17 protein-coding genes and 1 other RNA gene are annotated in these 15607 nt (G+C 60.7%); 13 read left to right on the top strand and 5 right to left on the bottom strand.

The features are described from left to right. Positions 1 to 179: 179 nt before the first annotated feature. The 4 genes from PQR40_RS30045 (at position 180) to PQR40_RS30060 (ending at position 3295) form a co-directional block, all read left to right on the top strand. The gene (locus PQR40_RS30045) at positions 180 to 1073 is read left to right on the top strand and encodes a glutamate/aspartate ABC transporter substrate-binding protein (RefSeq protein WP_325046353.1); all 894 of its coding nucleotides are present in this window, start codon (positions 180 to 182) and stop codon (positions 1071 to 1073) included. Positions 1074 to 1155: 82 nt separating this feature from the next. Further along, on the top strand, positions 1156 to 1896 hold the full coding sequence (locus PQR40_RS30050; RefSeq protein ID WP_408231414.1) for an amino acid ABC transporter permease: 741 nt from the start codon (positions 1156 to 1158) through the stop codon (positions 1894 to 1896). Then, entirely contained in the window at positions 1896 to 2573 is a 678-nt protein-coding gene (gene gltK / locus PQR40_RS30055; RefSeq protein ID WP_408231417.1) for a glutamate/aspartate ABC transporter permease GltK, read from the top strand. Before PQR40_RS30050 ends, gltK begins: the two co-directional genes overlap by 1 nt. Continuing rightward, positions 2570 to 3295, top strand: coding sequence for an amino acid ABC transporter ATP-binding protein (locus PQR40_RS30060; protein WP_074282222.1), 726 nt, complete (start codon positions 2570 to 2572; stop codon positions 3293 to 3295). Before gltK ends, PQR40_RS30060 begins: the two co-directional genes overlap by 4 nt. Positions 3296 to 3512: 217 nt before the next feature. On the opposite strand, the gene PQR40_RS30065 is transcribed toward PQR40_RS30060, so the two are convergent. Further along, positions 3513 to 4439, bottom strand: a complete 927-nt coding sequence (locus PQR40_RS30065; protein WP_408231421.1) for a class II glutamine amidotransferase — start codon at positions 4437 to 4439, stop codon at positions 3513 to 3515. A gap of 178 nt (positions 4440 to 4617) precedes the next feature. On the opposite strand from PQR40_RS30065, the gene pyrC reads away from it, so the two are divergent. The 3 genes from pyrC to rnpB all read left to right on the top strand — a co-directional run bounded on the left by pyrC (position 4618) and on the right by rnpB (position 7119). After that, positions 4618 to 5688: a dihydroorotase gene (gene pyrC / locus PQR40_RS30070; RefSeq protein WP_408510486.1), complete on the top strand. Its 1071-nt coding sequence runs from the start codon at positions 4618 to 4620 to the stop codon at positions 5686 to 5688. Positions 5689 to 5699: 11 nt separating this feature from the next. Beyond that, positions 5700 to 6539, top strand: a complete 840-nt coding sequence (locus PQR40_RS30075) for a DUF3025 domain-containing protein (RefSeq protein WP_408510487.1) — start codon at positions 5700 to 5702, stop codon at positions 6537 to 6539. Positions 6540 to 6705: 166 nt separating this feature from the next. Then, an RNA gene (gene rnpB, locus PQR40_RS30080) (RNase P RNA component class A) lies at positions 6706 to 7119 on the top strand. Between the two features lie 86 nt (positions 7120 to 7205). On the opposite strand, the gene PQR40_RS30085 is transcribed toward rnpB, so the two are convergent. Next, the gene (locus PQR40_RS30085) at positions 7206 to 7628 is read right to left on the bottom strand and encodes an OsmC family protein (RefSeq protein WP_408231429.1); all 423 of its coding nucleotides are present in this window, start codon (positions 7626 to 7628) and stop codon (positions 7206 to 7208) included. Positions 7629 to 8311: 683 nt separating this feature from the next. On the opposite strand from PQR40_RS30085, the gene rplM reads away from it, so the two are divergent. From rplM to erpA, 3 genes are all read left to right on the top strand, one after another. After that, positions 8312 to 8740 carry a 50S ribosomal protein L13 gene (gene rplM / locus PQR40_RS30090; protein WP_007180422.1) on the top strand — a complete coding sequence of 143 codons (429 nt, stop codon included), beginning with the start codon at positions 8312 to 8314 and terminating at the stop codon, positions 8738 to 8740. An 11-nt stretch (positions 8741 to 8751) separates the two neighbouring features. Beyond that, on the top strand, positions 8752 to 9144 hold the full coding sequence (gene rpsI, locus PQR40_RS30095) for a 30S ribosomal protein S9 (RefSeq protein WP_074302436.1): 393 nt from the start codon (positions 8752 to 8754) through the stop codon (positions 9142 to 9144). A gap of 267 nt (positions 9145 to 9411) precedes the next feature. Beyond that, positions 9412 to 9777, top strand: coding sequence for an iron-sulfur cluster insertion protein ErpA (erpA, locus tag PQR40_RS30100; protein ID WP_054034493.1), 366 nt, complete (start codon positions 9412 to 9414; stop codon positions 9775 to 9777). 88 nt (positions 9778 to 9865) lie between these two features. Here the strand turns inward: erpA and PQR40_RS30105 are convergent, their stop codons facing one another. Further along, a complete protein-coding gene (locus PQR40_RS30105) occupies positions 9866 to 10996 on the bottom strand; it encodes an anhydro-N-acetylmuramic acid kinase (protein ID WP_408231432.1) in 1131 nt (376 codons plus the stop codon). 216 nt (positions 10997 to 11212) lie between these two features. On the opposite strand from PQR40_RS30105, the gene tyrS reads away from it, so the two are divergent. The 3 genes from tyrS to PQR40_RS30120 all read left to right on the top strand — a co-directional run bounded on the left by tyrS (position 11213) and on the right by PQR40_RS30120 (position 13763). Beyond that, a complete protein-coding gene (gene tyrS / locus PQR40_RS30110; RefSeq protein WP_408339471.1) occupies positions 11213 to 12457 on the top strand; it encodes a tyrosine--tRNA ligase in 1245 nt (414 codons plus the stop codon). A 52-nt stretch (positions 12458 to 12509) separates the two neighbouring features. Next, positions 12510 to 12968: a D-aminoacyl-tRNA deacylase gene (gene dtd, locus PQR40_RS30115; protein ID WP_408339473.1), complete on the top strand. Its 459-nt coding sequence runs from the start codon at positions 12510 to 12512 to the stop codon at positions 12966 to 12968. 117 nt (positions 12969 to 13085) lie between these two features. Then, a complete protein-coding gene (locus tag PQR40_RS30120; protein ID WP_408510488.1) occupies positions 13086 to 13763 on the top strand; it encodes a histidine phosphatase family protein in 678 nt (225 codons plus the stop codon). Between the two features lie 4 nt (positions 13764 to 13767). On the opposite strand, the gene ruvB is transcribed toward PQR40_RS30120, so the two are convergent. Both ruvB and ruvA read right to left on the bottom strand, forming a co-directional pair. Further along, on the bottom strand, positions 13768 to 14832 hold the full coding sequence (gene ruvB / locus PQR40_RS30125; protein ID WP_408231443.1) for a Holliday junction branch migration DNA helicase RuvB: 1065 nt from the start codon (positions 14830 to 14832) through the stop codon (positions 13768 to 13770). 33 nt (positions 14833 to 14865) lie between these two features. After that, positions 14866 to 15447 carry a Holliday junction branch migration protein RuvA gene (ruvA, locus tag PQR40_RS30130; RefSeq protein ID WP_408231446.1) on the bottom strand — a complete coding sequence of 194 codons (582 nt, stop codon included), beginning with the start codon at positions 15445 to 15447 and terminating at the stop codon, positions 14866 to 14868. Between the last annotated feature and the right edge of the window lie 160 nt (positions 15448 to 15607).

Raw genomic sequence — 15607 nt, forward strand, 5'->3', positions numbered from 1 at the left:
TACCCGGCGGGCGGCATCGTATCGATGCCGCCCGCCTTTGCGTGTCTGCCTCTGCGGGATTGCCGGATAAGGCGCCGTAATCCCGTAGCGGCACAGACGCAACAAACATGGTTTATAGCAATACTTTCAGAATAATTACTTTGCTAAACTGGCGCCGGTTCTTGCCAAGGAGATCACACATGAAGGTTAAAAAAGCTGCGCTGCTGCTCGCGACTCTCGGACTGTTTACGGTTGGCGCGCATGCGCAAGACGCTGGTACGCTGAAAAAGATCAAAGATACGGGCGTCATTTCGCTGGGACACCGCGAATCGTCGATCCCGTTTTCGTACTACGACGACAAGCAGAATGTCATCGGCTACTCGCAGGAATTCGCGCTGAAGGTGGTTGAGGCGGTCAAGCAGAAGCTGAACATGCCTAACCTGAAGGTCAAGCTGACGCCTGTCACGTCGCAAAACCGTATTCCGCTGGTGCAAAACGGCACCGTCGACATGGAATGCGGCTCGACCACCAATAACGCCGAGCGCCAGCAACAGGCTGCGTTCTCGAACACGATCTTCGTGATCGGCACGCGTCTGATGACCAAGAAAGACTCGGGCATCAAGGACTTCGCGGACCTGAAGGGCAAGACCGTCGTCACGACGGCCGGCACCACCTCCGAGCGCCTGCTTCGCAAGATGAATCAGGACAAGAGCATGGGTATGAACATCATCAGCGCGAAGGACCATGGCGAGTCGTTCCTGACGCTCTCCACCGGCCGTGCTGCTGCGTTCATGATGGACGATGCGCTGCTGGCAGGCGAGCGCGCCAAGTCGAACAACCCGGGCGACTTCGTGATCGTCGGCACGCCGCAGTCGCATGAAGCGTACGGCTGCATGATTCGCAAGAACGATCCGGAGTTCAAGAAGGTGGTGGACGACGCCATCGCGAAGGTCGAAACCTCGGGCGAAGCCGATCAGATCTACAAGAAGTGGTTCGAATCGCCGATTCCGCCGAAGGGCCTGAACCTGAACTTCCCGGAAAGCGACGACATCAAGGCGCTCTACAAGAGCCCGAATGACAAGGCAATCGATTAAACCTTAGCTGTTTTTTTGAAACGCTGAACGAAACGGAAGGGGCCACGCGCTTCTTCCGTTTCTTTTTGCTGGAGTCTTGGTCATGTCATATCACTGGAACTGGGGCATTCTGCTGAGTCCGGTCTCCACCGGCGAGCCGACCACCTACCTGGGCTGGCTGATGTCAGGCTTCTGGGTGACGATTACCGTGTCGCTGTCGGCATGGGTGATCGCGCTGATCGTCGGTTCGTTTTTCGGTGTGCTGCGCACGGTGCCGAACAAATGGGCGTCGGGCATCGGCACGCTCTATGTCGCGATTTTCCGCAACATCCCGCTGATCGTGCAGTTCTTCATCTGGTATCTGGTGATACCGGAGTTGCTGCCTGCGTCGATCGGTAACTGGTACAAGCAACTGCCGCCTGGCGCGCAGTTCTTTTCGTCGTCGATCGTGTGTCTTGGGCTCTTCACCGCCGCGCGCGTGTGCGAGCAAGTGCGCTCGGGCATCAACGCGTTGCCGCGCGGCCAGCGCGCCGCGGGTCTGGCAATGGGGTTCACGCAATGGCAGACGTATCGTTACGTGCTGCTGCCGGTTGCGTACCGGATCATCGTGCCGCCGCTCACGTCCGAGTTTCTGAATATCTTCAAGAACTCGGCGGTCGCGTCGACGATCGGTCTGCTGGATCTGTCCGCCCAGGCGCGCCAACTGGTCGACTACACGTCGCAGACGTATGAGTCGTTTATCGCGGTCACGCTGGCGTATGTGCTGATCAATCTGGTCGTGATGCAACTGATGCGCTGGGTCGAAGCCAAAACCCGGTTGCCCGGCTATATCGGAGGTAAGTGATGCATCATTTCGACTGGAGCGGTATTCCGGGCGCACTGCCTACGTTGTGGACCGGCGCTATTGTCACCATCAAGATCACGCTGCTTGCGATTGTGATCGGCATCGTCTGGGGCACGATTCTCGCGATGATGCGGCTCTCGCCGATCAAGCCGTTCGAATGGTTCGCGAAGGCGTATGTCACGGTGTTTCGTTCGATCCCGCTGGTGATGGTGCTGCTGTGGTTCTTCCTGATCGTGCCGCAGGTGCTGCAAAACGTGCTGGGTTTGTCGCCGGATATCGACATCCGGCTGGCTTCGGCGATGGTCGCTTTCTCGCTGTTCGAGGCAGCGTACTATTCGGAGATCATCCGCGCCGGCATTCAGGCCGTGCCGCGTGGCCAGGTCAATGCCGCGTTCGCGCTCGGCATGAGCTACCCGCAGGCAATGCGCCTTATCGTGCTGCCGCAGGCGTTCCGCGCGATGGTGCCGCTGCTGCTTACGCAAGGTATCGTGCTGTTTCAGGATACGTCGCTCGTCTACGTGATCAGCCTCGCTGACTTCTTCCGCACCGCCACGAATATTGGCGACCGTGACGGCACGAATGTCGAGATGGTACTGTTCGCGGGCGCGTGTTATTTCGTGGTCTGTGTGATCGCGTCGAGCCTCGTCAAAGGTCTTCAGAAAAAGGTCGCAAGATGATCTCTATCAAGAATGTTTCGAAGTGGTACGGCCAGTTTCAAGTGCTGACCGACTGCACGACGGAAGTCAAAAAAGGTGAAGTGGTGGTGGTGTGTGGCCCGTCGGGTTCGGGCAAGTCCACGCTGATCAAAACCGTCAACGGCCTCGAGCCGTTCCAGAAGGGCGAGATCGTCATCAACGGCCAATCGCTGACCGACAAGAAAACCAATCTGTCGAAGCTGCGTGCGAAGGTCGGCATGGTGTTCCAGCACTTTGAGCTGTTCCCGCATCTGTCGATCGTGCAGAACCTGACGCTCGCGCAGATCAAGGTACTCGGCCGCTCGAAGGACGAAGCCACGACCAAGGGCTACAAGCTGCTCGATCGCGTCGGTCTGCGTGCGCACGCAGATAAGTTTCCGGGACAATTGTCGGGTGGTCAGCAGCAGCGTGTGGCGATTGCGCGCGCGCTGTCCATGGACCCGATTGCGATGCTGTTCGACGAGCCGACTTCCGCGCTCGATCCGGAAATGATCAACGAAGTGCTCGACGTGATGGTCGAACTCGCGCAGGAAGGCATGACGATGATGTGCGTCACGCACGAAATGGGCTTTGCCAAGAAGGTCGCGCACCGCGTGATCTTCATGGATAAGGGCTTGATCGTGGAAGACGATCGCAAGGAAGACTTCTTCGCGAATCCGAAGTCGGATCGTGCGAAGGATTTTCTGGCGAAGATCCTGCACTGAGTGTTCTATCGGGTCACGCTGCTTATGCGGCGTGGCCGGCGCAGAAAAAAGCCGCTTCGGAAGAAGCGGCTTTTTTGTTTCTGGCGTGCTGGTGTGCGCGAGGTGAGCACGGGTTGCTCGTTCTGCCGAGCGGGATGCGGACGCGGGTTAAGAAATCACGCGTTTGTGCACACAGGCATAGAGCCGGTGTTCCGACGTTAGCGAGCGCATTCGCAGGTCAGGATTCGAACGCGGCGGCGTCGTCCGCCGCTTCGAGGTCGACCTCGGCCGTGGTCACCGCCTCAACCGAGGCTGCAATCGTGGTCGCCGAAGCCGATGCATCCAACTCCGGATTGCGCAGTTTCTCCAGCACCGAAGCCGGCACGGGAACGTTGACACGGCCGATGACTTCGCCATGCTGGAACATCATCAGATCGCCTGGCTGGAAGGCGGTCCAGATTTCGTTATCGGTGAGCGGTTTAGTCGCGATCACGGCGACGCGGTCTTCCGGCGTGGTGTATTTGGCGAAATCGATCGATACATCCGCATCGACCAGATGGGCGGTCGAGAACGGCCAGCGCCGCACGATGTAGTACAGATGCGTCGAGCAATGCGCGAATAGCGCCTGGCCATTCGACATCAGGAAATTGAAAACGCCGAACTGCGTGATCTCGCGCGTGAGGGTTTCGAGCGCCGCGAATAGTTCTTCCAGCGGCGGCTGCGCGCCCGGGAAAGCCTTGCGCAAGCCTTGCAGCAGCGCGCAGAAGGCGAGCTCACTATCGGTTGTGCCGACCGGTTGATAGACGCCGTTTAGCGCCGGCGAATAATCTTTCAGGTCGCCGTTGTGCGCAAAGATCCAGTGACGTCCCCACAGTTCGCGCATGAATGGATGGCAGTTTTCGAGCAGAATGTGCCCTTGCGTCGCCTTGCGAATATGCGCGATCGTGTTCTTCGATTTGATCGGGTAGCGCTTGACCATCTCGGCGATCGGCGAGGTGGCCGACGATTGATGGTCGATGAACAGGCGGCAGGCTTTGTCTTCGAAGAAGGCGATGCCCCAGCCGTCCGCGTGGTGATCGGTGACGCCGCCGCGCGCCGCAAAGCCGGTGAACGAGAACGTGACGTCCGTCGGCGCGGCGCAGTTCATTCCGAGAAGTTGGCACATGTTGCGGGTAAGCCTGTGAACGGGGCGAGCCGTTACAATGATGATTTTCCAAGCATATCACCGAGCCAGAAGCGCCAAATAGCAAAATTGACGTGTGTTCAGGCCGCAACGGCACGAATTGCCGGGGTGTGCCCACGTCGGCCACGCTTTTATCGCCGAATCTCGTTCCCCTCTCGCCATGACCGCTTCCAACGCCTCCCTCGATTCCATCGACACCGTTACGCTCGCCCGCCCGGACGACTGGCACCTGCACGTTCGCGACGGCGAGATGCTTGCTGCCGTGTTGCCGGATACCGCGCGCCAGTTCGGCCGCGCGATCATCATGCCTAACCTGAAGCCGCCGGTCACCACCACCGCGATGGCACAGGCGTACCGCGAGCGCATCGTCGCCGCGATCCCGGCCGGGGCGAAGTTCGAACCGCTGATGACGCTGTACCTGACCGACAACACGCCGCCCGACGAAATCCGCCGCGCGCACGAAAGCGGCTTCGTGCATGGCGTGAAGCTGTACCCGGCGGGCGCTACCACTAACTCGGACGCGGGCGTAACCGACATCATGAAGTGCGCCAAAACGCTCGAAGTGATGCAGGAAGCCGGCATGCCGCTGCTGGTGCACGGCGAAGTGACGGATTCGTCGATCGATCTGTTCGACCGCGAGAAAGTGTTCATCGACCGCGTGATGACGCCGCTGCGCCGCGAATTTCCGGCGCTGAAGGTGGTGTTCGAGCACATCACCACGAAAGATGCAGTCGACTACATCCGCGATGCCGGCGTGGCGCCGGGGCTGCTGGGTGCGACGATTACCGCGCACCATCTGCTGTACAACCGCAACGCAATTTTCCAGGGCGGCATTCGCCCGCATTACTACTGCCTGCCGGTGTTGAAGCGCGAGACGCATCGCGTGGCGCTGGTCGAGGCGGCGACCTCGGGTAATCCGCGCTTCTTCCTCGGCACGGATAGCGCGCCGCATCCGAAGGGCTTGAAGGAACACGCGTGCGGTTGCGCGGGTTGCTACACGGCGCTGCATGCGCTCGAACTCTATACGGAAGCATTCGACAAAGCCGGCGCGCTGGACAAGCTCGAAGGCTTCGCCAGCTTCTTCGGCGCAGACTTCTACGGTCTGCCGCGCAGCGACGAGAAGGTCACGCTGCGCCGTGAAGAATGGACGCTGCCGGCTGAATTGCCGGTCGGCGACACGCCTGTTGTGCCGCTGCGTGGCGGCGAGTCGATTGGTTGGCGGCTCGTCTAAGGTTGCGCTAGATGCAGGTGCAAGAGGCGGCGCGTGTGGTCCCAGGCTTGGGTTTCGCCGATATCGACTGGTCGAAGCCGTGGTTCGCGCCGTTTGCGGCGCGCGGCGAGCGCTGGCAGCAGGGCTCGCTGACGAGCTACGCGGCTTTGCTCGCAGAAATGAATGCCGATGCCGGCGAGATGCGGCAAGTCACGGGGCGCGGTCAGAGACTCGCGTTCATTGCGCAGGACGATCTGCCGCCGGGCGCGGCTTACGAGGCGCACATCGCGGCGACGGGCTGCGTGCCGACGCGCCACAACCTGCATGACTTCTTCAACGGGTCGATGTGGTTTGCGTTTCCGCGTATCAAGGCGGCGTTGAATGCGCGGCAGTCAACGGCGATCGACTTATTAGGCGTCGGTCCAACCCGCGGCGGTGTGCGTGACGCGTTGACCTTGTTCGACGAAAACGCGCTGCTGTTTGCCTGCGCTGACCCGGCGTTGAGCGTGGCCTTGCGCGGGTTTGACTGGCAGACGCTGCTGGTTGCTAACCGTGATGCCTGGGGGATGCGCTGTGAAGTGCGCTGTTTTGGTCACGCGCTGCTGGAAAAGCTGATCGCGCCGTTCAAGGCCTGCACGGGTCACGCGTGGATTGTCGACGTGCCATCCGAATACTTCGGCTGGGGCGCCGCGGCACGAGACGCATGGCTGGACGAGTCTGTCAGCGCGACATTACTGAATACCGATGCATTGACGAGCCGCATGTTTGCTCCGCTGCCCGAACTGGGGATTCCGGGCTGGTGCGCCGGGAACGAATCGCCTCTGTTTTACAGCGACACGTCCGTATTTCGCACGGGGCGGCGTTCGCGCTAAAGGTCGGCGGTTCACGTGAACCAGTTCGCCTGGCTTAAGCGATTGCCCAACGTAGGCGCGGCTCGGACCGAAGCGTCGACGGGGTTGAACGTGATAGATGGCCATCGGACTATTCCAGCCGTCAAAGCCACTCCCTATCCGTCACAGTGTTAAAATGCGCCCCAGCAAAGCAGGCCAGGCAGTCGCGGCCTCTGCGGCTTCGGCCAAAGAGGGCGAGGAAAGTCCGGACTCCATAGGGCAGGGTGATGGCTAACGGCCATCCGTGGTGACACGCGGAACAGGGCAACAGAAAGCAAACCGCCGATGGCCCGGCGCAAGCCGGGATCAGGTAAGGGTGAAACGGTGCGGTAAGAGCGCACCGCGGCTGCTGCAAGGCAGACCGGCACGGTAACCTCCACCCGGAGCAATTCCAAGTAGGCAGGCTAGCATCTTCGAGATGCAGGACGGGGCCCCCGTCACGTCTGCGGGTAGGAAGCTTGAGCGCGTCAGTAATGGCGCGCCTAGAGGAATGACTGCTACGCGCGTCGCGTTTTCGAACGTGATGCGCGCACAGAATCCGGCTTATCGGCCTGCTTTGCCACCCAACAAAAAATGCCGGCGTCCGTATGGACGCCGGCATTTTTACTTTGCCCCGCGCTTTGAGTTACCTGCGCCGAAGCGCCGTGCTCAACCCGCGACGATGTCGAACGAGTGCGTGAGTTCGGCCGTCTTCGCGATCATGATCGACGCCGAGCAGTATTTGTCGTGCGACAGATTGATCGCGCGTTCCACTGTAGCCGGGTTCAGATTCTTGCCCGTCACGGTGAAGTGGAAGTGGACTTTGGTGAACACCTTCGGATCTTCGCTGGCGCGTTCGGCCTTTAGCGTCACCGAGCAACCGGCGATTTCCTGGCGGCTCTTCTTCAGGATCATCACGACGTCGTATGCCGTGCAGCCGCCCGTGCCGAGCAGAACCATTTCCATCGGACGCGGCGAAAGATTGCGGCCGCCGCCTTCCGGCGCGCCGTCCATCGTGACCAGATGACCGCTGCCCGTTTCGGCCGCAAATGCCATCCCGTCTTGCCCCATCCAGCTCACTTTGCATTCCATGCTGTGCTCCACCGCGCTGCGCTTATATCGAAACGGCATTGTAGCCCGGTGTTTGCGTGTCCGCCCGAAGGGACTTTCGCCAAAATTTATGCTCAATGACTGCTTGCGTGTTGCGATGCGGCATGTTTCGCCGGTTCGGGAATGCCCTGACGGGTTTAGGGGTTTTACTCTAGCTGATGTCTGCTTAGGCAGTCGCCTGAAATGGTTTTTGCTATTGATTTTAAAAGGAATTCAGCGTTTTTCGGCCTGCGGACGTATCTGTCACATTGTGAAGTCATATTTCACAATGCAAATGTTCTTGCGTCGCACAAGGCTGCCTCATATAATCGATCCCATCGGTTGCAGCAGTTCTGCAACCTCCGCTGTCTCCTCCACCTCCTCCTTTGGTGGATTAAACCCGAACCACTAGTTCGGGTTTTTTTTCGCCCGCACTTTCGATCTCGCCGACGCCGGTTTCAGGGCTAGTGGGAAGGGCAAATGGTTGTATCTGGCCACCGGATCGCCCGATTTCTCGCCCAAACCCCCGCAGACTTTGACTCGGCGTGACAAATTCCTTTATAATTCAGAGCTTTTCCGCATCCGCGCCCGCGGAGGAAGAACCAGGGAGAGCCTGCACGCGCCTCGATGCGCACACTACAAGCAGGAAAAAATACATTGGGCGCAGCAATTTTTTTGGATCGATCATGAAGACGTTTTCCGCAAAAGCCCATGAGGTTACGCGTGAATGGTACGTGATTGACGCGACGGATAAGGTTCTCGGGCGTGTCGCCAGCGAAGTGGCACACCGTCTTCGCGGCAAGCACAAGCCTGAATTCACTCCGCACGTCGACACCGGTGATTTCATCATCGTTATCAACGCCGGCAAGTTGCGCGTCACGGGTAACAAGGCTACTGACAAGAAGTACTACCGTCACTCGGGTTACCCGGGCGGTATTTATGAAACGACGTTCGGCAAGATGCAAGAACGCTTCCCGGGCCGTGCGCTCGAGAAAGCGGTCAAGGGCATGCTGCCGAAGGGCCCGCTCGGCTACGCGATGATCAAGAAGCTGAAGGTCTACGCTGAAGCAACGCATCCGCATTCGGCACAACAGCCGAAAGCGCTCGAGATCTAAGGGGAGCCCACATGATCGGTAACTGGAATTACGGCACGGGCCGCCGCAAGAGCGCCACTGCACGTGTGTTCATCAAGGCAGGCAAGGGCGATATCGTTGTGAACGGTAAGCCCATCGCTGAGTACTTCTCGCGCGAAACGTCGCTGATGATCGTGCGTCAGCCGCTGGAACTCACGAACCACGGCGTCACGTTCGACATCAAGGTCAACGTGTCGGGTGGCGGTGAAACGGGTCAAGCCGGTGCGGTTCGCCACGGCATTACCCGCGCGCTGATGGACTATGATGCAACGCTGAAGCCGGAACTGTCGAAGGCTGGCTTCGTTACGCGTGACGCTCGTGAAGTCGAACGTAAGAAGGTCGGCTTCCACAAGGCACGTCGCAGGAAGCAATTCTCGAAGCGTTAATCGCTTCGTGTGCGATCCGGCTTTCGGGCTGGAACGCTGCAAAAGCCGCCAACGCTTTCGCGAAGGCGGCTTTTTTCATTGGTTCGCGGCCTGGCTTCACGCTGACGGCTTCGTTGCCGGGGTCGCGATGTGGCCCGCTCAGGCCGGCCGGTGGCAGCATCAGGGCCGTCCATTGAATTTGTGGAAGAACCCATTGATTTTGTGGGCTTCGGCACGATATCGAGATCAGCCCTACAATAGCGGTTAGAAGCTTTTTGGAGAGTTCGAATGAACGCAGTCACCGATACACCCGTGACCGAGATGCCCGCCCCCTTCGTTTTTACCGACGCAGCGGCTGACAAGGTCAAGCAACTGATCGAAGAAGAAGGCAATGCGGACCTCAAACTGCGCGTTTTCGTGCAGGGCGGCGGCTGCTCGGGCTTTCAGTACGGTTTTACGTTCGACGAAGCCGTCAACGAAGACGACACCGTCATGAACAAGAGCGGCGTCCAGCTGCTGATCGATTCGATGAGCTACCAGTATCTGGTCGGCGCAGAGATCGACTATAAGGACGACATCAACGGTGCGCAGTTCGTCATCAAGAACCCGAATGCTCAAACCACGTGTGGTTGCGGCTCGTCGTTCTCGGTTTGATCGCCTGCCGGTTAGGCGACAGGTTGTAAAGGAAAACGGGGCTTTGGCCCCGTTTTTTATTGCCTGAGTTCAAACCCCGGCTCTTCGATTAACGGGGGTAGATCGCACCCAGTACGCGCTCGTCAGCAGCGCCAGTGACTGCCGGCAAATTGCCCGGCAGCCGCGCCACGCAGCGCATCGCCAGCCATGCGAACGCCAGCGGCTCGACCTGGCTCGGCGGTACGCCGAGCGCGTCGGTTGTCATCACCGGCACGCCACTTACGCCGCTATCCTCCAGCGCCTGTTGCAGCGCTTTCAGAATCTCCGGATTGCGCGCGCCACCGCCACACACATAGACCGCTTTAGCGTCCGACGCATGCCGTTCGATTTCGCGAGCAACTGTTACCGCGGTTAGCGCGACTAGTGTGGCTTGCACGTCGGCGGGGGCGAGCGCGGAGAACGGCTGGAGCTTTGCATCCAGCCATTGCGGATTGAACAAGTCGCGGCCGGTGCTTTTCGGCGGTTGTTGCGAGAAAAAGGGCTCGTCGAGCAGTGCGTTCAGCAACGTGCGGTCGACCTGTCCGCCCGCGGCGAAATGGCCGTTCTCGTCGAAAGGCTTGCCGAGATGGCGCTGCGCCCATTCGTCGAGCAATGCGTTTGCCGGCCCGCAGTCGAAACCGCGCACCCCGCCGGTTGCGTTGAGGATCGTGATATTGCTGATGCCGCCAAGATTGCAGACCACCCGCGTTTCGTCTTTCGCGCCGAATACCGTGGCGTGAAACGCCGGCACGAGCGGCGCGCCCTGTCCGCCGGCCGCGACGTCGCGGCTGCGGAAGTCGGCGACCACGTCGATGTGCATCATTTCCGCGAGCAGCGCAGGGTTGTTAATCTGCCGCGTGTACCCCTTTTCCGGCCGATGCCGCACCGTCTGGCCATGCACGCCGATCGCGCGAACTTCCGAGGCTGGCACCCGGCTGCCTTGCAGCAATTCGTGGCAGCACACGGTGTAGCGCGTGGCGAGCGCGTTGGCCGCCAGCGCTTCGCGTTCGATCTCGTTGTCCCCCGGCTGTTGAAGCGCGAATAACGCCTCGCGCAAGCCTGCCGCGAAGCCGACAAACGCCTCGGCCAGCACCACAGGCGGCTTCCCTCGTGCAAATTTGACGGCGACACCGTCCACGCCGTCCATGCTCGTGCCGGACATCAATCCAAAGTAGACGCCGTCTGCGGGGTCTTGCGCCACGTTGCTGCTCCTCTCGATGATTCGTTGCCGTCTGTTTTAGCAGATTATCGACTCAATATCGACTCAAGCGCGGCCGAATATAAAGCGCCACGATGCCGATGGCGCGGCGCGGCAGCCCGAAATCGTGTGCCGGCGGGCGCTCGTGGCTGAGTCAGTGGGCGCGGCGGCGCGCATCTATGGGACAATCTCCCTTTTTCGCGACTTCAAGTTTCCAGCATGAGCACCGAGTCCACCAAGCCCAGCCCCGCCTTCCCGATCACCGACGAAGTCCGTCACGCACTCGCCGTCACTAAACGCGGCGTCGACGAACTGCTGATCGAAGACGAATTCGCGCAAAAGCTCGCGAAGAGCGCGGCTACGGCCAAGCCGCTGCGCATCAAGCTCGGTCTCGATCCGACCGCGCCTGACATCCACATCGGCCACACGGTCGTGTTGAACAAGATGCGTCAGTTGCAGGACCTCGGTCACACGGTGATTTTCCTGATCGGCGACTTCACCTCGCTGATCGGCGATCCGTCGGGCCGCAACGCCACGCGCCCGCCGCTCACGCGCGAGCAGATCGAATCGAACGCGAAGACGTATTTCGAGCAGGCCGCGCTCGTGCTCGACCGCGACCAGACCGAAATTCGCTACAACAGCGAATGGTCGATGCCGCTCGGCGCCGACGGCATGATCAAGCTCGCATCGCGTTACACGGTGGCGCGTATTCTCGAGCGCGAAGACTTCACCAAGCGTTTCCAGGGCGGTGTGCCGATCTCGATCCACGAACTCCTGTACCCGCTGATGCAAGGCTACGACTCGGTCGCGCTGAATGCCGACCTCGAGCTCGGCGGCACGGATCAGAAGTTCAACCTGCTGGTGGGTCGTGAACTGCAGAAGCAATACGGTCAGGAACAGCAGTGCATCTTGACGATGCCGTTGCTCGAAGGCCTGGACGGCGTCGAGAAAATGTCGAAGTCGAAGAACAACTACATCGGCATCAGCGAAAAGCCGACGGACATGTTCGGCAAGCTAATGAGCATTTCCGACGTGCTGATGTGGCGTTACTTCGAACTGCTGTCATTCCGTCCGATGGACGAGATCTCCGGCTTCAAAAAAGAGATCGAAGCGGGCCGCAATCCGCGCGATTTCAAGGTGATGCTTGGCCAGGAAATCGTCGCGCGCTTTCACTCACAAGCCGATGCCGAGCGCGCGCTCGAAGACTTCAATCATCGCGCGAAGGGCGGCGTACCGGACGATATCCCGGCCGTGACGCTCGCGGGCGCACCGCTCGCAATCGGCCAGTTGCTCAAGCAGGCCAACCTCGTGCCGTCGACCAGCGAGGCCTTGCGCAATATCGAGCAAGGTGGCGTGAAGATCGATGGTGCGACCGTGTCCGACAAGGGCCTGAAGGTCGAGGCCGGCGAGTACGTTGTGCAAGTCGGCAAGCGCCGTTTTGCGCGCGTCACGCTGACGGCCTGATGGCTCGCGATAACACGATGATGATTCAGGCGTTGCATCTGGAGTCGAGCCGATGATCGCGCTGATTCAGCGCGTGCGGCGCGCGGAAGTGCGCGTGGGCGACCATGTGACCGGTGCGATCGAGGCGGGCCTGCTCGCACTCGTGTGCGCCGAACGTGGCGACACAGAGGCTGCAGCTGACCGGCTACTCGCCAAGGTGCTCGGCTACCGCGTCTTCAGCGATGCGGCCGGCAAGATGAATCTCTCCGTACAGAATCTCGACGGCGCCGGGCGTGCGGGCGGCTTGCTGCTCGTTTCGCAGTTCACGTTGGCCGCTGACACCAACAGCGGCCTGCGTCCGAGCTTTACGCCCGCCGCACCGCCCGATGAGGGCAAGCGGCTGTTCGACTACTTCGTCTCGGCCGCTCGTGCAAAGCACCCGATCGTCGAGACAGGTGAATTCGGCGCCGATATGCAGGTGTCGCTCGTCAATGACGGGCCGGTCACGTTCTGGCTGCAGACCAACGCTTGAGATTCAATCGCCGCTGCGTGGCGCAAGCGGTGGCATGTGTCTACTCCTACTCCTCCAGCCGCCTTTTGCGACAATAGCGGCTCGGCATAACCTGCTACTGGCGCTCACTTTCATTCCATGACCACGCAGATTCTGTTCATCCGCCACGGCGAGACCGACTGGAACCGCATCAAGCGCATTCAAGGTCACATCGACATTCCGCTCGCGACGACCGGCCTTGCCCAGGCGCAACGCCTTGCACGCCGAATCGCAAGTGAGGTGAAAGAGGGCGCGCGGCTCGACGCCATTTATTCGAGCGATCTGCTACGTGCACAGCAAACCGCGCTGCCGATCGCTGACGCGCTCGGTCTGCCGTTACAGCTGCGTGAAAGCTTGCGAGAGCGCTCGTACGGCGCGTTCCAGGGACATGACAGCGACGAGATCGCCGTCCGTTTTCCCGATGAGTACGCGCACTGGCAAACCCGCGACGCGGGTTTCGCGCCCCCTGAAGGTGAATCGCAGCGCACGCTTTACCATCGTGTGCTGCATGCGATTGAGCCGATCGTCGCCGCGCATCAGGGCGGACGGGTCGCTGTCGTCGCCCATGGTGGCGTGCTGGATTGCGCGCGGCGGTTCGCCTGTGGATTGTCGCTCGATGCGCCGCGTGACTACGCGTTGCTGAATACGAGCGTCAACGTGGTCGACTATGCCGACGACGCCAGCAAGGCGACGATCGTGTCGTGGGCGGACGTGTCGCATCTCGACGCGCCGAGCGATGACGATAGCTTCAAGAGGGTGCCGGAACCGGGACGCTGAGCGCTCAGGGTGCGGCGGAATCCCATATGCCGGCTATGGGGCTCGAAGCGTCTGGCGCGGCGAGACCGAAATGCCGGTACGTGAGCAGCGTGGCGACGCGGCCGCGCGGCGTGCGCTGCAGGAAGCCCTGCTGGATCAGATACGGTTCGAGCACGTCTTCGATCGTGTCGCGTTCTTCGCCGATTGCCGCTGCGAGATTGTCGACGCCGACCGGGCCGCCGTCGAATTTATGCAGAATCGCTTCGAGCAGCTTGCGGTCCATCAGGTCGAAGCCGACCTCGTCCACGTCGAGCATTTTGAGCGCGGCGTCGGCCACTTCCGCGGTGATGTTGCCGTCTGCTTTCACCTCGGCGAAATCGCGCACACGGCGTAACAGCCGGTTCGCGATCCGTGGCGTGCCACGCGCACGCTTGGCGATTTCGAAGGCGCCATCCGGATGGATCTGCGCATGCAGCAACGACGCCGAACGCGTGACGATGCGCGCCAGTTCTTCCGCGTTATAAAACTCGAGCCGCGCGACGATCCCGAAGCGATCGCGCAGCGGATTGGTTAGCATGCCCGCGCGAGTGGTCGCGCCGACCAGCGTGAACGGCTGCAGATCCAGCTTCACGCTGCGCGCAGCGGGTCCCTCGCCGATCATGATGTCGATCTGATAGTCCTCCAACGCCGGATAGAGAATTTCTTCGACGACCGGCGAGAGCCGGTGGATTTCGTCGATGAACAGGACGTCGTTGGCTTCGAGATTGGTGAGCAGCGCGGCGAGGTCGCCGGCGCGTTCGAGCACCGGGCCGGAGGTTTGCCGCAGATTGACCCCCATTTCCCGCGCGATGATGTGCGCGAGCGTGGTCTTGCCGAGACCCGGCGGCCCGAACAGCAAGACGTGGTCGAGCGATTCGGAACGGCGCCTGGCGGCCTCGATGAAGATTTCCAGCTGACCGCGTATTTTTTCCTGCCCGACATATTCTTCGAGCTGGCGCGGGCGCAACGCGCGCTCGAACGCTTCTTCGTTCGGCGAGACGGGCGTGGCCGCAATGATGCGCTCGGCGGCGAGTTTGTCGGTTTCGATCATGCGTTCATTGTACCGCGCGCCCCCGCCTTAACTTCAGCCCTTGGAGAGCGCCTTCAGCGCGAGCTTGATACCTTCGGAAACGCCGGTGCCCGCCGGCACGTTCTTGACGGCTGCCAACGCTTCTTTTTCGGAGTAACCCAATGCGATCAGTGCGTTCAGGATATCGGAGGCGTGGTCGGATGCCGACGCCGCGCCCGCCATCGCGCCCAGGTCGGCGCCGATCTTGCCCTTCAGTTCGAGGAGCAGCCGCTCAGCGGTTTTCTTGCCGATGCCAGGCACGCGAGTGAGACGCGCCGCGTCCTGCATCGTGACCGTTTGCGCCAGTTCATGCACGCTCATGCCGGAGAGCACGGCGAGTGCCATGCGCGCGCCGATGCCCGTGATCTTCAGCAGTTCACGGAAGGTCGAGCGTTCGTCGGCGGAGCCGAAGCCGTAAAGCAGATGCGCGTCTTCGCGCACGATCATTTGCGTGAGCAGCACGACGCGTTCACCGGTCGACGGCAGGTTGTAGAACGTGCTCATCGGCACATCGACTTCGTAGCCGACGCCATTGCAGTCAACGAGCAGATGCGGCGGGTTTTTTTCCAGCAGAACGCCGGCAATGCGACCGATCATGGCGGATTCAATCTTGAGAGAAAGGGCGAGTGTAGCGCAGCGAGAGGGCAGCGGTAACCTGCAAAAGGGCGCTGAGCAGCGGCGAGCCCGGATCGGGGCGGCTAGTGAACGCGCGGAATAGTCGCGGCGCACTACGCGCAATCGCGGTTGACCCGCGCAT

Origin of the sequence: Paraburkholderia sediminicola (assembly GCF_046026855.1) — a bacterium.
Lineage (GTDB): Bacteria > Pseudomonadota > Gammaproteobacteria > Burkholderiales > Burkholderiaceae > Paraburkholderia > Paraburkholderia sediminicola_A.